The organism is Actinomadura kijaniata NBRC 14229 (genome assembly GCF_001552175.1).
GTDB lineage: Bacteria > Actinomycetota > Actinomycetes > Streptosporangiales > Streptosporangiaceae > Spirillospora > Spirillospora kijaniata.
This window is the reverse complement of the sequence record NZ_BCQR01000106.1, coordinates 26854-42935: the sequence shown is the minus strand read 5'-3', so window position 1 is coordinate 42935 and position 16082 is coordinate 26854. Positions and strand designations below refer to the sequence as shown.

Annotated in this window: 21 protein-coding genes; 11 read left to right on the top strand and 10 right to left on the bottom strand. The window is 72.4% G+C overall.

Annotated elements, in window-relative coordinates:
• Positions 1–779 (top strand): hypothetical protein (locus tag AKI01S_RS30015; protein WP_218009870.1); only part of this gene is annotated, 779 nt, incomplete at its 5' end.
• A gap of 327 nt (positions 780–1106) precedes the next feature.
• On the opposite strand, the gene AKI01S_RS30010 is transcribed toward AKI01S_RS30015, so the two are convergent.
• Complete coding sequence (locus tag AKI01S_RS30010; RefSeq protein WP_067825284.1) at positions 1107–1298, bottom strand: DUF397 domain-containing protein; 192 nt, start codon at positions 1296–1298, stop codon at positions 1107–1109.
• On the bottom strand, positions 1255–2112 hold the full coding sequence (locus AKI01S_RS30005; RefSeq protein WP_067825282.1) for a helix-turn-helix domain-containing protein: 858 nt from the start codon (positions 2110–2112) through the stop codon (positions 1255–1257). The genes AKI01S_RS30010 and AKI01S_RS30005 overlap by 44 nt, the downstream gene beginning before the upstream one ends.
• A 230-nt stretch (positions 2113–2342) precedes the next feature.
• Here AKI01S_RS30005 and AKI01S_RS50975 point away from each other — a divergent pair, with 230 nt between their 5' ends.
• From AKI01S_RS50975 to AKI01S_RS29990, 4 genes are all read left to right on the top strand, one after another.
• Positions 2343–2498, top strand: coding sequence for a hypothetical protein (locus AKI01S_RS50975; RefSeq protein ID WP_157420244.1), 156 nt, complete (start codon positions 2343–2345; stop codon positions 2496–2498).
• Complete coding sequence (locus tag AKI01S_RS30000; protein WP_067825280.1) at positions 2495–2761, top strand: hypothetical protein; 267 nt, start codon at positions 2495–2497, stop codon at positions 2759–2761. Before AKI01S_RS50975 ends, AKI01S_RS30000 begins: the two co-directional genes overlap by 4 nt.
• Positions 2758–3081 (top strand): hypothetical protein, encoded by a 324-nt coding sequence (locus AKI01S_RS51870; protein WP_067825278.1) that lies wholly within the window; start codon positions 2758–2760, stop codon positions 3079–3081. The genes AKI01S_RS30000 and AKI01S_RS51870 overlap by 4 nt, the downstream gene beginning before the upstream one ends.
• Positions 3082–3214: 133 nt before the next feature.
• On the top strand, positions 3215–6466 hold the full coding sequence (locus AKI01S_RS29990; protein ID WP_067825276.1) for an NACHT domain-containing protein: 3252 nt from the start codon (positions 3215–3217) through the stop codon (positions 6464–6466).
• Here the strand turns inward: AKI01S_RS29990 and AKI01S_RS29985 are convergent, their stop codons facing one another.
• Both AKI01S_RS29985 and AKI01S_RS29980 read right to left on the bottom strand, forming a co-directional pair.
• A complete protein-coding gene (locus AKI01S_RS29985; RefSeq protein WP_067825274.1) occupies positions 6467–7051 on the bottom strand; it encodes a DJ-1/PfpI family protein in 585 nt (194 codons plus the stop codon).
• Positions 7052–7064: 13 nt separating this feature from the next.
• Complete coding sequence (locus AKI01S_RS29980; RefSeq protein ID WP_067825272.1) at positions 7065–8015, bottom strand: GlxA family transcriptional regulator; 951 nt, start codon at positions 8013–8015, stop codon at positions 7065–7067.
• A 191-nt stretch (positions 8016–8206) separates the two neighbouring features.
• Here AKI01S_RS29980 and AKI01S_RS29975 point away from each other — a divergent pair, with 191 nt between their 5' ends.
• Positions 8207–8473, top strand: a complete 267-nt coding sequence (locus AKI01S_RS29975; RefSeq protein WP_067825270.1) for a hypothetical protein — start codon at positions 8207–8209, stop codon at positions 8471–8473.
• 239 nt (positions 8474–8712) lie between these two features.
• The gene (locus AKI01S_RS50970; RefSeq protein WP_157420242.1) at positions 8713–8871 is read left to right on the top strand and encodes a hypothetical protein; all 159 of its coding nucleotides are present in this window, start codon (positions 8713–8715) and stop codon (positions 8869–8871) included.
• Positions 8872–8898: 27 nt separating this feature from the next.
• Here the strand turns inward: AKI01S_RS50970 and AKI01S_RS49555 are convergent, their stop codons facing one another.
• The 4 genes from AKI01S_RS49555 to AKI01S_RS29955 form a co-directional block, all read right to left on the bottom strand.
• Positions 8899–9435 carry an ATP-binding protein gene (locus AKI01S_RS49555; protein WP_174567430.1) on the bottom strand — a complete coding sequence of 179 codons (537 nt, stop codon included), beginning with the start codon at positions 9433–9435 and terminating at the stop codon, positions 8899–8901.
• 286 nt (positions 9436–9721) lie between these two features.
• Positions 9722–10183 carry a DUF7919 family protein gene (locus AKI01S_RS29965; RefSeq protein ID WP_067825268.1) on the bottom strand — a complete coding sequence of 154 codons (462 nt, stop codon included), beginning with the start codon at positions 10181–10183 and terminating at the stop codon, positions 9722–9724.
• Positions 10184–10229: 46 nt separating this feature from the next.
• Positions 10230–10676 carry a nitroreductase family deazaflavin-dependent oxidoreductase gene (locus AKI01S_RS29960; RefSeq protein ID WP_067825266.1) on the bottom strand — a complete coding sequence of 149 codons (447 nt, stop codon included), beginning with the start codon at positions 10674–10676 and terminating at the stop codon, positions 10230–10232.
• Positions 10677–10695: 19 nt separating this feature from the next.
• Entirely contained in the window at positions 10696–11454 is a 759-nt protein-coding gene (locus tag AKI01S_RS29955; RefSeq protein WP_067825264.1) for an SDR family oxidoreductase, read from the bottom strand.
• 175 nt (positions 11455–11629) lie between these two features.
• On the opposite strand from AKI01S_RS29955, the gene AKI01S_RS29950 reads away from it, so the two are divergent.
• The 3 genes from AKI01S_RS29950 to AKI01S_RS29940 all read left to right on the top strand — a co-directional run bounded on the left by AKI01S_RS29950 (position 11630) and on the right by AKI01S_RS29940 (position 13951).
• Positions 11630–12259, top strand: coding sequence for a class I SAM-dependent methyltransferase (locus AKI01S_RS29950; protein WP_067825262.1), 630 nt, complete (start codon positions 11630–11632; stop codon positions 12257–12259).
• A gap of 54 nt (positions 12260–12313) precedes the next feature.
• Positions 12314–13111 carry a class I SAM-dependent methyltransferase gene (locus AKI01S_RS29945; RefSeq protein ID WP_067825260.1) on the top strand — a complete coding sequence of 266 codons (798 nt, stop codon included), beginning with the start codon at positions 12314–12316 and terminating at the stop codon, positions 13109–13111.
• Between the two features lie 69 nt (positions 13112–13180).
• Positions 13181–13951 (top strand): SGNH/GDSL hydrolase family protein, encoded by a 771-nt coding sequence (locus AKI01S_RS29940; RefSeq protein ID WP_067825258.1) that lies wholly within the window; start codon positions 13181–13183, stop codon positions 13949–13951.
• Here the strand turns inward: AKI01S_RS29940 and AKI01S_RS29935 are convergent.
• Positions 13941–14504, bottom strand: a complete 564-nt coding sequence (locus AKI01S_RS29935) for a PadR family transcriptional regulator (RefSeq protein WP_067825256.1) — start codon at positions 14502–14504, stop codon at positions 13941–13943. The two genes, AKI01S_RS29940 and AKI01S_RS29935, sit on opposite strands and share 11 nt — an antisense overlap.
• Positions 14505–14630: 126 nt before the next feature.
• On the opposite strand from AKI01S_RS29935, the gene AKI01S_RS29930 reads away from it, so the two are divergent.
• On the top strand, positions 14631–15212 hold the full coding sequence (locus AKI01S_RS29930) for a TIGR03086 family metal-binding protein (protein ID WP_067825254.1): 582 nt from the start codon (positions 14631–14633) through the stop codon (positions 15210–15212).
• Positions 15213–15233: 21 nt separating this feature from the next.
• Here AKI01S_RS29930 and AKI01S_RS29925 read toward each other — a convergent pair whose 3' ends face one another.
• Positions 15234–15932, bottom strand: a complete 699-nt coding sequence (locus tag AKI01S_RS29925) for a DUF5995 family protein (RefSeq protein WP_067825252.1) — start codon at positions 15930–15932, stop codon at positions 15234–15236.
• Between the last annotated feature and the right edge of the window lie 150 nt (positions 15933–16082).

Below are 16082 nucleotides of genomic sequence, written 5' to 3'. Positions count from 1 at the left end.
CCGGCCGGTCCGGGAAAGCCATCGATCAGGCTGCGGTGGCGGTTGCCGCCTCGTACTCTTTCCACCAGCCAGATGATCACTGGGTGTCGGAACGGTGCGTGATGGCGGAACTGACGGCGTACGAGGCCGGATGGCGCGAGATCTGCGACGGCCTGGACGCCCACCCCGGGATCGGGGTCTCCTACCGCCTGGAGGGGCGACTCGACACGGACTTCGCGGACGCCGCCGCCTCATGGGACGCGCTGGTGCGTCCCCAGCGGATCGAGGCGCCCACCGGGTTGGAGCAGTGCTACTTGCGCTTCCAGGAGCTGGGACGGCAGTGGGGTGCCGCAAAGGCGAACGTCGACGGTGAGTTCTACCTGACCCACATCGCGCGAGCGGCCAGCCCAGCGGATCCGACATGGCTTCCTTCGGACGAGGACGACGAGCGGTTTCCGTCATCGGAGCTACGCATCATCGACGAGCACCCGGTCACGGGGACAGGACGTTACGCCGCACTGCGGTTGCTTCCAGGCGGAGGAGAACCCGAGGTCTGGTGGGTGGCCACCCCGCGCTACGGCGCCTGGAGGATGGACATCGGCTATCGCGAATACCTGGACGCGCTGAAGGTGACCATGGGCGCCTTCGACTGGCAGTTCCTGTTCACCCGGGCACCGCTCGGCGAACAGGAGTTCACGCCGGTGCGAAGGCGGGTGGAGGGCATGCTTGAGGCGTTGCCCGTCCTGTTCCCCGAACACGACTACGCGCCACTCCGTGAACGCCTCACCGCACGCCTCTGAGACCTGCGCCCGAACGCGTACCGCACAGGACCCGCCAACGGCGCGAGGAAAGGCGGAAGCGGGAGAACCCCCGGCAGGACGGGTGACCTCTCAAGAACATCGCCCCACGACCAGAGACTTCACGTGCGTCCACCACGCCTCATCGCCGTTGTCGCGTTCGCCCTTGGCCATATGACCTGCGTTGCCACCGACATGAACCTGAAGGTGCTGGCTGCCTGCGACGGGCGGCTCTGAGCCCGCCCGGCATCTACGCACCGCCGGACCGATGTCGCAGCGACATTCCGGCACCCGGTCCGGCGCAGGGGCAACGGCTGATTCGCTGTCGCATCAGTTGCCGTCCTTGATGCGCCGGCCGAGGACACGCCAGTCATCAGCACCAAGGATCAACTTCGGACCGTTCGGGTCCCTGGAGTCCCGCACCGCGATCGCGGCGGCGACCTCCGCGACCTCGACGCAGTCGCCGCCCTGGTGGTCACTATGGCTGCTCTTGCGCCACCTGATCGGCTGCTTGTCGCTCATAGCTCTCCATCACATTTTTGATCATGGCCCGCGATCCGTCGATGTCGAGGGCGTGGCCCCGCAGCAAGTCATATCGCATGGCCAGTCCTGTGATCCCGTCGGGATTCTCGACCAGCAGGCCGATCCCGGACGACTCGGTGTAGCCGACACTGGGGGCGTCCCGGAACCCGAGGATGGTGAGGCTCCCCCCGAGGCCAGGGTGGTAGCCCGCGCGGAACGGGATGACCTGGATCTGCACCCTGGGATGGAGCGAAAGCTCGTAGAGATATCTGAGTTGGTTCCGCATGACCACAGGTCCGCCGATCTCCCGCCGGATAACTCCTTCGTCGAGGACGAGGAAGACCTGCGGCGGATCCTCACGATCGAGGATGTGCCTTCGCTCCATTCTCTTGGTGACCAGGTCATCGACATCGCCGGACTGGTTGGCGCCGATGATGGTCCGCGCGTAGCTCTCCTCCTGGAAGAGGCCGACGACCAGCAGAGCGCAGTAGATGCGCAACTCATCGGCGAGCGTCTCGCGGCCGAGGTAGTCGGTGAACCCCGGTGGGAGTGTCATGAGGTCCTGTGAATCGTCGATGTTCTTCCACAGCCTCAGGAAGACGCCGGTGGTTTTGAAGAACGTGTCGCAGTCCAGGGCGAATTTCCGCGAGGGCTTGTTCTTGCACGCCTCGATCTGTCCCACGAACTGAGGCGTGTAGCCGAGGAGCTTGGCCAACTCCCGGATGCTCAAGTCCGCCTGTTCGCGGTAGGCGGTCAGCTCGTTGGCGAACGCCCGGATGGCCGGGGAGGCGTAGGGGTCACGCTGTGCAGGCACGCATGCCTCCAGGGTGGGAACCCGACGGAGGTTTCGTCGATCGGGGCCGGGGGTTGCGGACTGGTGGTCAGGGGTTCGTAGCCCACCGTAGTTCGAGCCGGGAAGCTGGTCACGAGGTTCCGCAGACCCGACCGGACGCGAAGGTTTCCTCTGCCATGGACGCATGTGCCAGGTCTGATGACCAAGCTCTCTCCCGGCTCCGCGCCGAGTTCCCCCGTTGGCGCTTCCTGGTGAGTGATCGGGGGCGGTGGTGGGCGTTGCGGGGGCCGTTGCCGTCCGACCGGCTGTTCGAGCGGGACGCCTTCGACGCCGACACCGCCGAGGAGCTGCGGGCCGCGCTGGTGGCCGCCGGACAGGACACCGCGAAGCCGGAGGGCGAACGGTGACCCTGACCGGTGACGGCGCGGGCCGCTGGGGGGAGGTGGCGCGGCCGGTGGATGTCCCCCCGGATACACCGGCCGCGCCGCCGTTCGTTCTCGCCCTACGCGAGCGGTTCCCCGGCGTCCGGTGCTGGTGGGGAAGCCACACGCGCCGATGGTGGGCGTACCTGCCGGGTGACGGGCTCGGCCGCCTGATCGAGGCCGCCACCCCCGACGCGCTGGCCGGTCAGGCCATGCGGCGGATGACTCCACCGGAAGGTGACACGTGAACCCGGTGAACGTGCCGCCTCCTCGCAACGAGCGCCACGGGCACCTGGCCGCGTTGTGCGACGCGGTGAGCGCTGAGCCGTCGTTGGGGTGCGGGCTGGTGATCCGGCGTGGGGTCACGACGTTGAGCGTGGTGCGCAAGGCCCGCGCGCCGTTGCCGCGCCCGCTGGTGGAGGTCGGGTGCGACTACGTCGGTGGCACGTGGTGGTTCGTGTGGGCCGATGACGCGGGTTTCATCGCGCCGGTCAAGGACGTCGCGGAAGCCGTGGATGTCGTTGGTCGGCATCTGGCCGACCTGGACTCGCGGGGAACGCGGGCGTGAGCGTGGGCAGGTGCTTACCAGCCGAGGTGTGCGCGGCGGGTTGAGGACGGGCCGCCGGGGCGGGCCTGATCCGGCCAGTCGGTTTCGTCGTGATCGCCTGACAGAGGGGTGGTGCGCCCCGTTCCCTGGTCGTGTGGGCGGCGTTCTGCGGGGACTGGGATGGGTCACCTGGGTCGTGATCTCCGGGGCCGTGATGTTGGGCAGCAGCGTCACGGCCAACCAGGTCCTCAACGACGGCAAGTGGAGCCGCCAGTGGCTGGTCGTCGCGGCGTGCTTCGCGTTGCTGCTGGCGACGGTCACCGTGCTCGGGGCGCGCTTCGGGTCCGCCGAGGGCGGGGCGCGGGGGCTGGCGGCGGGACGGTCGCGACGGATCTACCTGCGGCAGACGCAGGCCAGCGTCCGGTACATGGAGGCCGTGGGGATCGCCACGCGCGGGCCGTACTCGCTGGACATGCGGCAGGTCTACGTCGATGTGAGCCTGGTCCCGCGTACGCATGAGGCGGCGCGTGAGCCGTTCGTCGGGCAGGTGCGGGGCGCTCCGGGGGAACGCCGTAGCCTGCGGTCGTTCCTGGAGGCCGGGTCGCGGGTGCTGGTGGTGATCGGCGGGCCGGGGTCCGGGAAGACCACCCTGGTACGGCACACGGCCCTCGACCTGACGCGGCGGCGCCGGTTCCGGCGACGGCAGCGGCTTCCCGTTCTGCTGTACCTGCGCGACCATGCCGCGACGCTGGCCGCCGATCCTCCGCCCGCGCTCGCCGAGACCGCCGTCCAGGCCCCGTGGCTGGCGGACAAGGTGGACGCCGCCTGGCTCCGCGACCAGCTCGACCGGGGGCGCTGCCTGGTGCTGCTCGACGGGCTGGACGAGATCGCCGACGCCGACGACCGCGTACGTGTCGCCGCCTGGGTGAAGCAGCAGATCGCCCGCCATCCCGGCAACCAGTTCGTGCTGACCTCGCGTCCGCACGGCTACCGCACCGACCCGATCGACACCGCCGACGTGCTCCAGGTGCGGCGCTTCACTCCCGAGCAGGTCGGCGAGTTCCTGCACAACTGGTATCTGGCGATCGAGCAGCGGGCGACGGGCTCGTCCGGAGCCGAGGTGACCGAGGCTGCCCGGCGCAAGGCCGACGACCTGCTGGAGCGCCTCCGCGTCAACCCGGCGCTCACTGATCTGACCGCCAACCCGCTCCTCCTCACGATGATCGCCAACGTGCACATGTTCCGGGGTGCGCTGCCCGGCAGCCGCGCCGACCTGTACCGGGAGATGTGCGACGTGCTGCTGCACCGCCGCCAGGAGGCCAAGGGCCTGCCGGACCCGACCGAGCTGCGCGGCTCCCAGAAGGAGCACGTCGCCCGGCATCTGGCCTGGACGCTGATGAGCCGCCGGGAGTCCGTCGTCACGGCGGCGGAGGCACGGGAGATCGTCGCACCGGCGCTGCGGCAGGTGTCGCGGCGGTTGGGCCCGGCGGCGTTCCTGGAGGCGTGCGCGGAGAGCGGGCTGCTGGTGGAGCGGGAGAACGGCCTCTACGAGTTCGCGCACCTGACGTTGCAGGAGTACCTGGCCGCCGCGTACGTCACCGGCCCCGAACAGGTCGGGGTGCTGGCCTCGAAGGTGGACGAGATGTGGTGGCGGGAGACCACGCTCCTGTGGGCGGCGAACGCCGACGCCACCCCCGTGCTGCGGGCCTGCCTGGAATCGGGAACGGTGCAGGCGATGGCGTTGGCGTTCGACTGCCTGGACGAGGCGCAGCGCGTGGATGACGCGGTCCGGGAGCACATGGAACGGATCCTCGGTGAAGCCTCCGAACCGGGGAGCCCGCGCGCGGGGCTGGTGCGCGCGGTGGTGGCGACGCGGCTGCTCCGCGAGGTCCAGGACGTCGACGGGGTGCGGGCGTGTGCGCAACCGGTGACGTACCGGCTGTACCGGCTGTTCCTGGCGGACGAGCGGGCCGCCGGTCGTAGCGGCTTCCCGGTCGGGCAGGGCGGCGGCGACGAACCGGTGGGCGGGCTGTGGAGCGGAGATGTCACGCGGCTCGTGGAGTGGCTGAACAGGCAGGTCAACCAGCGGAACACGCCGCTGACCGGGGAAAGGTACCGGCTGCCCTCATCCCGGGAGATGTCGGCCGTCGCCCCCGCCCTGACCAGGGAGGCGGCCGAAGGGGCGCTATGGGAGGACTCGGCCGCGGGGCCTTCGCTGCGTCTCCTGCCGCAGGCGCACCGGCCGCTCCTGGAGGGGGAGCCGCCCCTCTCCCCCGAACGGCACCTCGTGCTCGTGGAGGGGGCCCTGGCGACGACGCCCCTGCCGTACTACGTGTTCGAGGACTACGCGCGGGGGCTGGGTCTGGCGTTGACGACGGAGAGGAGGTACCGCGAGTCCTCGGCCTTCCTGCCGGTCGTGGCCTCGCTCGTCACGGCCCTGTACCACTCCCACGTTCGTGACCTGCTGGTGGCGTCCGGGCCGGGCGGTCCGCCGGTGGAGCCGACCGCCCGGCGGATCGCCGAAGCCGTGGAGGAGGCGTGGCGCACCATCGCGGAGATCGGCGGCGGCGCGTTCCTGGAGCGTCTGGCCGCCCTGCCGGACGTCCGCGAGGAGAGGGCGTACGCCGACGAGGCGTGGGAGCCCGGTGTGAGGAGCGCTCTCGAAGCCGTGAACTCCCTCGTGCACCTGGACGAGGAGCGGGAGCAGGTCGCCGCGTTCCTGCGGGAGCTGCCCGACGTCCAGCTCTGGGAGATCCCCGCCCCGGCCCGCTACGCCCGCTCCTACTACCCCGGGCTGTCCCTCCAGAGCCTGGGGGACATCACGCGTCACGAGACCTTCCGGCTGGGCGGGCCGTACGAGCCGTTCACCCTGAGCGGGCCCGGCCTGGAGGAGATGCGCCGACGCGGGTCCGCCCGGGAGGGCGAGCCGCAGAGCCTGCTGCTCGCCCGCTGGGCGACGCGCATCCTGATCGGCAGGTGGATCCTGCGACGGCAGCGCACCGGTGACTCCTTCGTTCCCTATCTGGACTCCCTGGTCTCCCGCTCTCTCGACGGGCCCGTCACCGGCCAGGACACGGAGGCAAGGCTCCGCGAGGCGCTGGCCTGTCCACCGGCTTCGCCGGCGCCCTACGCGAGGGAGGCCGACCTCTCCTGCGTGCAGACGCTGCTCCAGGACACGTACCGCCTGCTCACCCCGGTGCTGGAGCGACGGTCCGGCGGGGAGGCCCTGACGTTCGCCGCCGCCCGTCTCGCCCTGCTCGCCGCGTGCGCGCTCATGTGGGAAACGGAGAACGAGAGCGCCAAGAGCAGGATGCTGTTCAACGTCTACCGGTCGGTGGGCTGCCTGGAGGAACTGGTGCAGAGCCCACCTCCCGGTCCCGACCGCCTCATCCTCGTGCGGGAGTGACTACTCGTCGGCGTAGGGCGGGGCCGGGTCGTACTGCATGTAGCCGCGGACCTGCTTGAAGTGGTCGCGGCCGTGGAGGTGGTCCACCAGCCACAGGGACATGTCGATCCCCGCCGAGACCCCCTGGCTGGTGATCAGGTTGCCGTCCACCACCCAGCGTTCGCCGCGGACGACCGTCACGTCGCCGCGGGCCTCCAGCTCGTCCTCCGAGGCATGGTGGGTCGCCACCCGGCGGTTCTTCGCCACGCCCGCCTGGTGCAGCAGGATCGAGCCGGTGCAGACGCTGGTCACCCAGGGCGTCCCGGCGGCGGTCTTCGCGATCCAGGTCAGGGTCTCGGGGGAGATCTGGTGGCGGCCGTCGCCGCCGGGGACCAGCAGGACGTCCAGCGGCGGGTGGTCGTCGAAGGTGTGGTCCGGCAGCACCCGCATGCCCTTGACGGCGCGGACCGGGTCGGGGCGTTCGGCGATCAGGACGGTGCGGTCGCCCGCCTCGCGCAGGGCCGCCGAGGTGCCGAAGACCTCCCAGGGGCCGACGAAGTCCAGTTCCTCGACGTCCTCGAAGATCAGCAGGCCGTAGGTCGTCATGGCGGTTCCTCTCTCAGTGGGGGATCGCGGCGCGGAAGCGGTCGCGGTAGTCGGTGGGGGCGACACCGACGCGGCGGTGGAACGCGCGGCGCAGCGTCTCGGCCGTTCCGAAGCCGAGGCGGCGGGCTACGGTCTCGACGGGGTCGGCGCCCTCGGCCAGCGCGCGGCGGGCGGCCTCGACGCGGACCCGTTCGACGTAGGTCGCGGGCGGGACGCCGAGTTCGGCCGTGAAGCGGCGTTGCAGGTGGCGGGGGCTGAGCCCGGCGCGGTCGGCCAGGTCGGGGATGGTGTGGCGGGCGCCGGGGTCGGCGTGGATCGCGGCGACGGCCGCGCGGATCGGGTCGGTGGCCGGCTGCCGCGACCACAGCGGGACGCTGAACTGCGACTGGCTGCCGGGCCGCCGCAGGAACAGCACCAGTTCGCGGGCGACGGCGTGCGCGACGTCGCGGCCGCGGTCCTCCTCGACCATCGCGAGGGCCAGGTCCATCCCGGCGGTCACGCCCGCCGAGGTCCAGATCCGCCCGTCCCGGATGAAGATCGGGTCGCAGTCCAGGGCCACGTCCGGGTGCTCGCGCCGGAACTGCTCCTCGCGGCTCCAGTGGGTGGTGGCGCGGCGGCCGGTCAGCAGCCCGGCGGCGGCCAGCAGGAACGCGCCGCTGCACACCGACGCGACGCGGCGCGCGCCGGCGGCGGCCCGCACGGTCCAGTCGAGCAGCGCGGTGTCGTGGCAGGCCGCGTCGACGCCGTCGCCGCCGACGACGACCAGGGTGTCGACGCCGTCCGGGGGCAGGTCGGCGACGCCGTGCCCGGCGTGGACGGGCAGGCCGCTGCCCGCGCGCACCGGCCCGGCGGTGGGGGCGACGACCAGGCACTCGTAGCCGCCCGCGGTCTGGAAGACCTCGAACGGCCCGGTCAGGTCGAGCGACTGGAAGCCCGGATAGACGACGAAGACGACGCGTTGCATGCCTCCAGGCTCGCGGCGCCCCGGTGATGGCGTCAACGCCGCCCATCCCACGATTCGCGCCATCCTTTGGTCGATGCGCCCTCGCGACCTTGGTCGACGGCGCCTCCCCGGATCGGAGGGGACGAGGATCATTCCGGCGGGTGACGCGCGGAGCGGGCGCGCGGAGGAGCCTGGAGCCCGGGAGGTGAGCGATGAGGATCAGGACGCTGGCGGCCGCGGGAGCGGTGGCGGCGCTCGTCGCGCTGCCCGCCGTGTCGCCGGGGTGCCGTCCCTCGGGTCCCCCGATGCGGCTGGACGTGTACCTCAAGCGGCCCGTGATGACGGTTCCCGCCGAGCGCGTGCGGGAATTGCGGAAGCGGATCGAGCGGGACGAGGAAATTCGCGGCACAAAGCAGTTGACACCACTGCCGGGAGTCGGGCTAATATTTCTCGCATGGAGCTCTGATCCCCACGGTTGAGCCGCCCGCAGCGTGACTGCGGCCCGCTCCCACCCTCCGGCGCCACGGGCGCACCCCCCTTCGTTCACACGCTGGTCCGGCGCGTTCACCGCGCCGTCCACGCGGGCGTTCGCACGCCCGCGACCAGGTCGAACGGGTTCCAGGGGTTCCACGGCACCCGTGCGCGCGCTTTTCCCGCCGTCATTTCCCGTCGGCCCCTCGTGCGGCCGAATTCACGCTTTCCCGGAGGTGGTTTCTTTATGCGCGCCATTCATGAGGACAACAACAACCCGTTCCAGAAGGCCCTCGCCAGGAAGAACCGGCGCAAGGGCTTCGACGCCAGGGCGGCGAGCCACGCGGCGAACGCGCGGCGCAACGCCCGCCAGTTGCCCACGCGGCAGCTCAACCGGGGGCGCTGACCCCGGCGGGGCCGCCCCGGCCGCCGTTCAGCGGCCCGGGGCGGCCTCCCTCTCGAACTCCACCCACACCACCGTCCGTTCGCCGTCCTCCCGGTAGCCCCACCGGGAGGCGAGCGCCTCCACGATCCGCATGCCGCGCCCGTTCTCGGCCAGGGAGTCGGCCTTCACGTGCGGGCGTATCCCCCCGGCCCCGTCGTCGGCGACCTCCAGCCGGTAGCGGCCGCGTTCGGCGGCGAGCACGACGGTGACCTCGCCGCCCTCCCGGCCGGACGCGGTGTGCGTGATGGCGTTGGAGACGGTCTCGCTGCCGACGGCGACCAGGTCGTCGCGCAGGGGGTGGTCCTCCGGCAGCAGGTCCCGCAGGAACCGGCGCACGGACCCGACCGAGGGCCGCACGCCCGGCAGCGTGATGGTCCCGAGCACCCTGGTCACGCCGTCGCCCCCGCCGCCCGCCGCGCCGCGCCGGACCGGCGTTCCCGCCCTGTCCCGCGCCGGGGCCGCCGCCCGCCCGTCCGAAGGTCCCGCGGCACGGCTCCACCGCGCCCACGCGTTCCCGTCACCCACAGCACAGCCTCCCCGTCGCCGGGCGCGGCCGCCCGCGGGGTCACCGGGACCGCACGCAGCCTCCACGCCAACCGGACCAACCGTTCGAATCGCGTTCGCGGCGTCAGCAACGACGGCTGCCCTCCTTCGGAGTCGCCCCTCACCCCGCTTTACGGCTGGGCGGGCGTCCGCCGTTCAAGGCCGCCTCGAACGTTCCTCGGCTGCCCGCTCAACAGCGGGCGGGGTGACGTTCTTCCCATCGCGGAAGGCGACACGGTGCCCGCCCGCCCCTCCTGTCACCTCACGCTCAGAGGATCCTCTCCGCGTCGGCGGGGACCCAGGAGGGGAGGGCCAGGTCGTCGCCCGTCCGGTGGTAGGCCAGCAGGGCCGTGACGAACTCCGCGGGCGGGAGGTAGCCGTGCTCCGCCACATAGTGGGTGATCATCACGGGGGCGGCGTACACGACGCCCGGGGCGCCGGGGACGCGGATCTCGCCGTTGCCGGTCACCTCCTCTCCCTTCGGGGCGCACAGCTCGCACCAGTGCCAGCCCCGGGTCAGGTTGACCCCCTGGCCTCCGGTGAGCCAGCGGAGGGCGGGGAGCAGGTCGCCCGGGGGCGTTCCCCGGGGGAACGGGTGTTCGTCGCTCAGCCAGCCGACGTTGAGACGCGTGTAGGTGGGCCTGACGACGATGTAGCCGCCGTCCTCGGTCGAGATCACGTCCTCTTCGTCGAAGTATTCGTAGACGCTGAGGTCCTCGTAGTACGTCACGGGTGCTGTCTACCGCAGGCGGCGGGCGGGCGGCGAGGCCCGGCGGTCAGCCCGGGACGCGTTCCAGGACGACCACCGGGATCTCGCGGGTGGAGCGGGCCTGGTAGGTGTCGTACGCGGGCCAGACGTCGGTCATCCGCCGCCAGAGGCGGGCGCGTTCCTCGCCCTCGGCCGTGCGGGCCCGCACCAGGAACCTCTCCCCCTTGATCTGCACCTGCGCCTCGGGGTGGGCGCGCAGGTTCAGGTACCAGGAGGGGTGGCGCGGGCCGCCGCTGAACGAGGAGGCGATCAGGACGTAGCGGCCGTCGTCCTCCCCGAAGAACACGCCGGTCCGGCGGAGCCTGCCGGTCCTCCGTCCCACGGTGGTGAGGACGAGGTTGGTGACCCCGGCCTCCAGGTAGCCGCTCTCGCCGTCGGTGCGCAGGTAGCGCGCGACGTGCTCGGCGACGCTGGGCTCGGGGCTGTCGAGGACGGGGGCGTCCCAGATGGACATGGTCGTCTCCTGTTCGGTGTCAGTGCGCCGCGGCCGAGACGCCCTGTCCCCAGCCGCCGTCGACGGGGAACTCGGTGCCGGTGGTGAACGTCGCGTCGAACGCCAGGAACAGCGCCGCCGCCGCGACCTCCTCGACGGTGCCGTTGCGGCCGAGCGGCGTCAGCTCCTCGCCCTGCTTCTCGAACGCGGCGCGCTCCTCGGCGGTCAGGCCGGGAACGCCCATGGTCGGGGTGCGGATGAAGCCGGGGGCGAGGGAGTTGACGCGGACGCGGCGCGGCAGGAACTCGGCGGCCAGGACCTGCGCGAAGCCGCGCACCGCCTCCTTGGAACCGGAGTAGACGCTCATGCCGGGGAAGACCAGGTCGTTGGCGACGGTGGTGAAGACGATCGCGCCGCCGTCGGCGAGCAGCGGCGCGAGGCGCTGCACGGTGAAGAACGAGCCCTTGGCGTTCACGGCGAACGACCGGTCGTAGGACTCCTCGGTGACCTGGTCGAGGGGTTCGAGGACGGCCAGGCCGTGGTTGACGAACAGGGCGTCGATGCGGCCGAGGGTGTCGCCGGTGAACGCGGCGAGCTCCGCGATGTCGTCGAGGTCCGCGGCGTCGGAACGCAGGACGTGTGCTCCGGGGAACGCGGCCAGTTCGGCGCGGGCGGCCTCCACCTTGGCCGCGTCGCGTCCGGTGAGCACGACCTCCGCGCCCCGGTCGAGCAGCGCCCGGGCGATCGCCAGGCCCATGCCGTGCGTTCCGCCGGTCACGACCGCCTTCTTGTTACTCATCGTTCCCTCGTTCCGATAGGTGCTGTCAGTTCTCTTTGAGAACCGTATTCATCCTGCGCCAGCGGCGGACAGAGGGGAAGTAGGCACTTTGGGGTTACCGAGGAACCGTGAGAGCACCGCCGGGCGCGGGATCTGGCAGTGTGGGAGGGCGGGTTCTGTCGGCGGAGGGGGAGTCATGGCGCGTGTGGCGGCGCGGGGCGTTCCGGGCGGGGAGTACTGGAACCACAACACCCACTACCACCCGCTTCTGCTGGCCGCGATGCCGCGCGGGTGCGTGCAGGCGCTCGACGTGGGGTGCGGGGACGGGCTGCTGGCGCGGCGGCTCGCCCGGCGGGCGCAGTGGGTGACCGGGGTGGACCGCTCGCCGGAGGTCATCGCCAGGGCGCGGAGGCTGAGCGAGGGGTTCGACAACGTCACGTTCGTCGCGGCCGACTTCCTCGGCTACGAGCCGCCCGAGGACGGGTTCGACTTCGTGTGCAGCGTCGCGGCGCTGCACCACATGGACTTCGCGGCGGGGCTGTCGAGGATGCGCGACCTGCTGCGGCCGGGCGGGAGCCTCGCGGTGGTCGGGCTGGCCCGCAACGGCGGGCTCGGCGACTACGTGGCCGGCGCGCCGGGGCTGCCGGCGCACTACTACCACCGGCTGCGGCGGCGCGGGCTCGTCGGCGGCCCGGACGTCCCCCTGACCGATCCCGAGATGACCTGGGCGGAGGTGCGGGAGGCGGCCGCGCGGCTGCTGCCGGGCGCGGTGTTCCGGCGTCACGTCCTCTGGCGCTACTCGCTGGTCTGGCGCAAGCCCCGCTAGCCGCGTCCGGGCAGGTCGTTAGGCTTGCCGGACAGTCTGGGAAGGGCGGTTGGCGTGGATTTCGACGCGTTCGAACGGGAGAACTGGCAGGGGCGGGCCGAGGCGTACGGACGCGGGTACGCGCGGCTGACCGCGTTCCTCGTCGAGTCCCTGCTCGGGAGCGTGCAGGCGGGACCGCGGACCCGGCTGCTGGACGTCGGCTGCGGGACCGGGGACGTCACGGCCGCGGCGCTGGCGCGGGGCGCGCAGGTCACGGCGGTGGACGCCGATCTGGACATGATGGAGGTCGTCGCGCGGCGGCACGCGCACGCGCAGGTGCGGCTGGCGTCGCTGCCGTCGCTGCCGTTCCCGGACGAGTCGTTCGACGCGGTGGTCGGGAACTTCGTCGTGAACAACGTGAGCGACCCGGCCGCGGCGCTGGCGGAGCTGTACCGGGTGCTGCGGCCCGGCGGGCGGATCGCGCTGACCTGCTGGCGGTATCCGGGCGCGGTGGTGAACTCGGTGTTCGCCGACGCCATGGCGGCGGCCGGGGTCGAGCGGCCCGCCGACGTCCCCGAGTCCCCGTTCCGGGAGTACGCCGAGCCCCGGGCGTTCGCCGGGCTGCTGAAGGGCGCCGGGTTCATCGGGGCGGCCGCCGACACCGTGCGGTGGACGCACGAGGTCGACCCGGACGCCTGGTGGGAGGGCGTGGTCGACGGGACCGCGCTCAACGGCGCGATGATCGGGCGGCAGCCGGCGGACGCCGTCGCGCGGATCCGGCGGGAGTACGACCGGCTGGTGGCCGAGTACGCCGTCGGGAACGAAAGGGTCGCGCTGCCCGCCTGCGCGCTGCTGGCGCACGGCACCCGCTGACGCGGCCGGGCCCGGACTCCCCCTGGCGGGCTTCCTGGTAGCGCAGTACATTACTCAACAAGTTGAGTAATGGGGGGTGCGGTGAGCTATCTGCGGTACGTCGCCATCGGGGACAGCCAGACCGAGGGACTGAACGACGGGGACGAGACGACCGGGTATCGCGGGTGGGCCGACCGGCTCGCCGAGCTGCTCGCCGACGCCGAGCCCGGCGTGCGCTACGCCAACCTCGCGGTGCGCGGCAAGCTCGCCGGGCAGGTGCGGGCCGAGCAGCTGGCGGCGGCGCTGGCGCTGCGCCCGGACCTGGTGTCGGTGATGGCCGGGATGAACGACCTCGTGCGGCCGGGGTGCGACGTCGGGCGCGTGGCCGGCGAGCTGGAGGCCATGTACGCGGCGCTGAGCGGGGCCGGGGCGCGGGTGCTGACGTTCACCTTCCCCGACGTCGGGCGCATCGCGCCGGTCGCGCGGGGGCTGCGGCCCCGGGTGGTGGAGCTCAACGCGCGGATCCGGGACGCGGCGGAGCGGCACGGGGCCGTCGTGGTGGACGCCTTCCACCTGCCGGTGACCTGCGACCCCCGGCTGTGGAGCGCCGACCGGATCCACGCCACGCCGCTCGGGCACGCGCTGATGGCCGCCGCCGCGGCCGAGGCGCTGGGGCTGCCGGGCAGCGACTCCGCGTGGGCCGAGCAGCTGGCCGGGCCGCCTCCGGCGATGTCGTGGCGGCGCGAGGTCGTGTGGGTCGGGACGTTCCTCGGCCCGTGGGTCGTGCGGCGGATCCGGGGGCGGTCGTCGGGGGACGGGCGGTCGGCCAAGCGGCCGTCGCTGCTGCCCGTCAGGCCGTAGCGGCGGCGCGGCGGGCGAGGACGGCCAGGGCGCGCTCGGCCCAGCGGATGTTCTCCTCCTCGAAGGACCGGCCCCGCATCAGGGTCAGGTACGGGCCGACGCGGTCGGCGGTGGCCAGGTAGTCGTCCTCGGCGCGGCCGTCGAGCATGCGGTCGCGCAGGCGTTCGTAACGGGCCAGCTTGGCGCGGGACCACTCCAGGCGCTCGGCGACGGCCGCGCGGACCGCCTCGACGTCGCCGGCGTCCACGGCCTGGACCTTGACCATCAGCTCCTCGCGCATCGCGCCGGGCCTGGTGGGCGCGGCCGTGAACGCGCGCAGCGCCCGCCGCCCCTCCTCGGTGAGGGCGAACAGGCGCTTGTTGGGACGGCGTTCCTGCTGGACGACGCGCGCCCGCACCAGGCCCTCGGACTCCATCCGGTCGAGCTCCCGGTAGAGCTGCTGGGGCGTGGCCATCCAGAAGTTGGCCACCGAGGCGTCGAACGACTTGGCCAGGTCGTAGCCGGACGCCTCGCCGTCCAGGAGGGCCGCCAGGAGCGCGTTGCGCAGTGCCATGGCGGCCAGCGTAGCGCGCTTTTGAATAGCCAACTCCTTGACCGTCATAGTGGAATAGATCGTTCCGTTCTGATAGACTGGTCCCCTCGGGACGCGGACGGCGTTCCCTCCGGACAGGAGATTTCCATGGGTTTCGCCACCGGCTTCGCCTCGCTCGACGTCTCGCTCGACGCCCTGCGGGAGGTCGCCGCCGCAGTCCCGGCGGACGCCTGGGATCGTCCGACGCCCTGCGCCCGGTGGAACGTCGCGCAGGTGCTCCGGCACGCGGCGGGCGACCAGCTCGGGTTCGCCGCGTTCCTCACCGGCGGGCAGGGGCCCGACTTCGACCCGTTCGACCCGTCCGCGGAGGGCGGGGCGGACATTCCCGCGCTGGTCGAGCGCGCCGTGGCCGCCTCCGCCGAGGCGTGGGTCGCCGTCGACCCCGAGGCCGCGAAGGTCGCGGTCCCGGTGCCGCCGAACGAGATGACCGCGCGGCTCGGCGCGGACGCGTGCGCGCTGGACGCGGCCGTGCACGCCTGGGACGTCGCCGTCGCGATCGGGCGGCCGTCGCCGCTCACGCCGGAGCTGGCGCGGGAGCTGAAGGCCGCGGCCGTGCGGTTCGTCGAGCCGCTGCGGGCGTACGGCGCCTACGCGGACGTGGTGCCGGGCGAGGACGGCGACCCGGTCGCCGACCTGCTGCGCTACCTGGGCCGGAACCCCTCCCTCTGACCGCCCGGCGGCGCGGGGCGGTCAGTCGCCGTCGAGGTCCCACAGGTCGGGGACGTCGGTGACCGGGGTGACCAGCAGGCGGCCCATCACGCTCACCGTCTGGGCGAGCAGGGCCACGGAGTTGTCGTAGAGGAAGGGGTGCCCGCGCTGGGGCCAGAGGGTCTGGAGCGAGCACCACGACAGGTCGCGGGCGCGGGCGACGCAGAACGTCCCGACGATGTGCTTGAGCGTCTCGGCGTCCTTGGTGGCGAGCTTGAGGAGGGCGGGTTCGAGGCTCCGGCGGACCTCGGACTCGACGTCCTCGAGGATCTCGTTGATCCGCAGGAAGTCGTGGTGGATCGGGTCGTCGTCGGGGTCGCGGCCGGTGGCCGCGCAGGTGGTGATGACGGCCAGGGCCAGGTCGTGGTTGATGTGGGCGTTCATCCCGGCCAGCGCGAACTGCAGGGACCAGACGGAGCGGTCCGCGCGGGCCGCGAACAGCGGGCGCCAGGGCCGCGCGGGACGGCCCGCGGCGTCCACGGCCGCGAGGTAGAAGCCGGCGAAGTCGACGTCGAGCCGTTCGACGAACGGCGGGTCGGCGAAGAGGCCGGTGGTGAGCTCGTGGGCGATCCGCTCGGTGACCTTCAGGTAGACGCGGTTGAAGCAGGCGACGCCGTCGTGGGGGTCCAGCCCCCGGTCGATCTCCCGCATGCGGTCGATGACGTCCGTGATCGTGCCCATGGCCGGCCTTCCGTGGGGGGTTCCCTGCTCCGAACCCTAGGCCGACGGGGGCTCCGGCAAGGAGGAGAACCCTGGCCGGGCGCGGCCATGAGCTCGGCGAAGGCGGTCAGGGCGGTGGAAATTCGATGGCCGCGGGCGGAGGTTCGCACC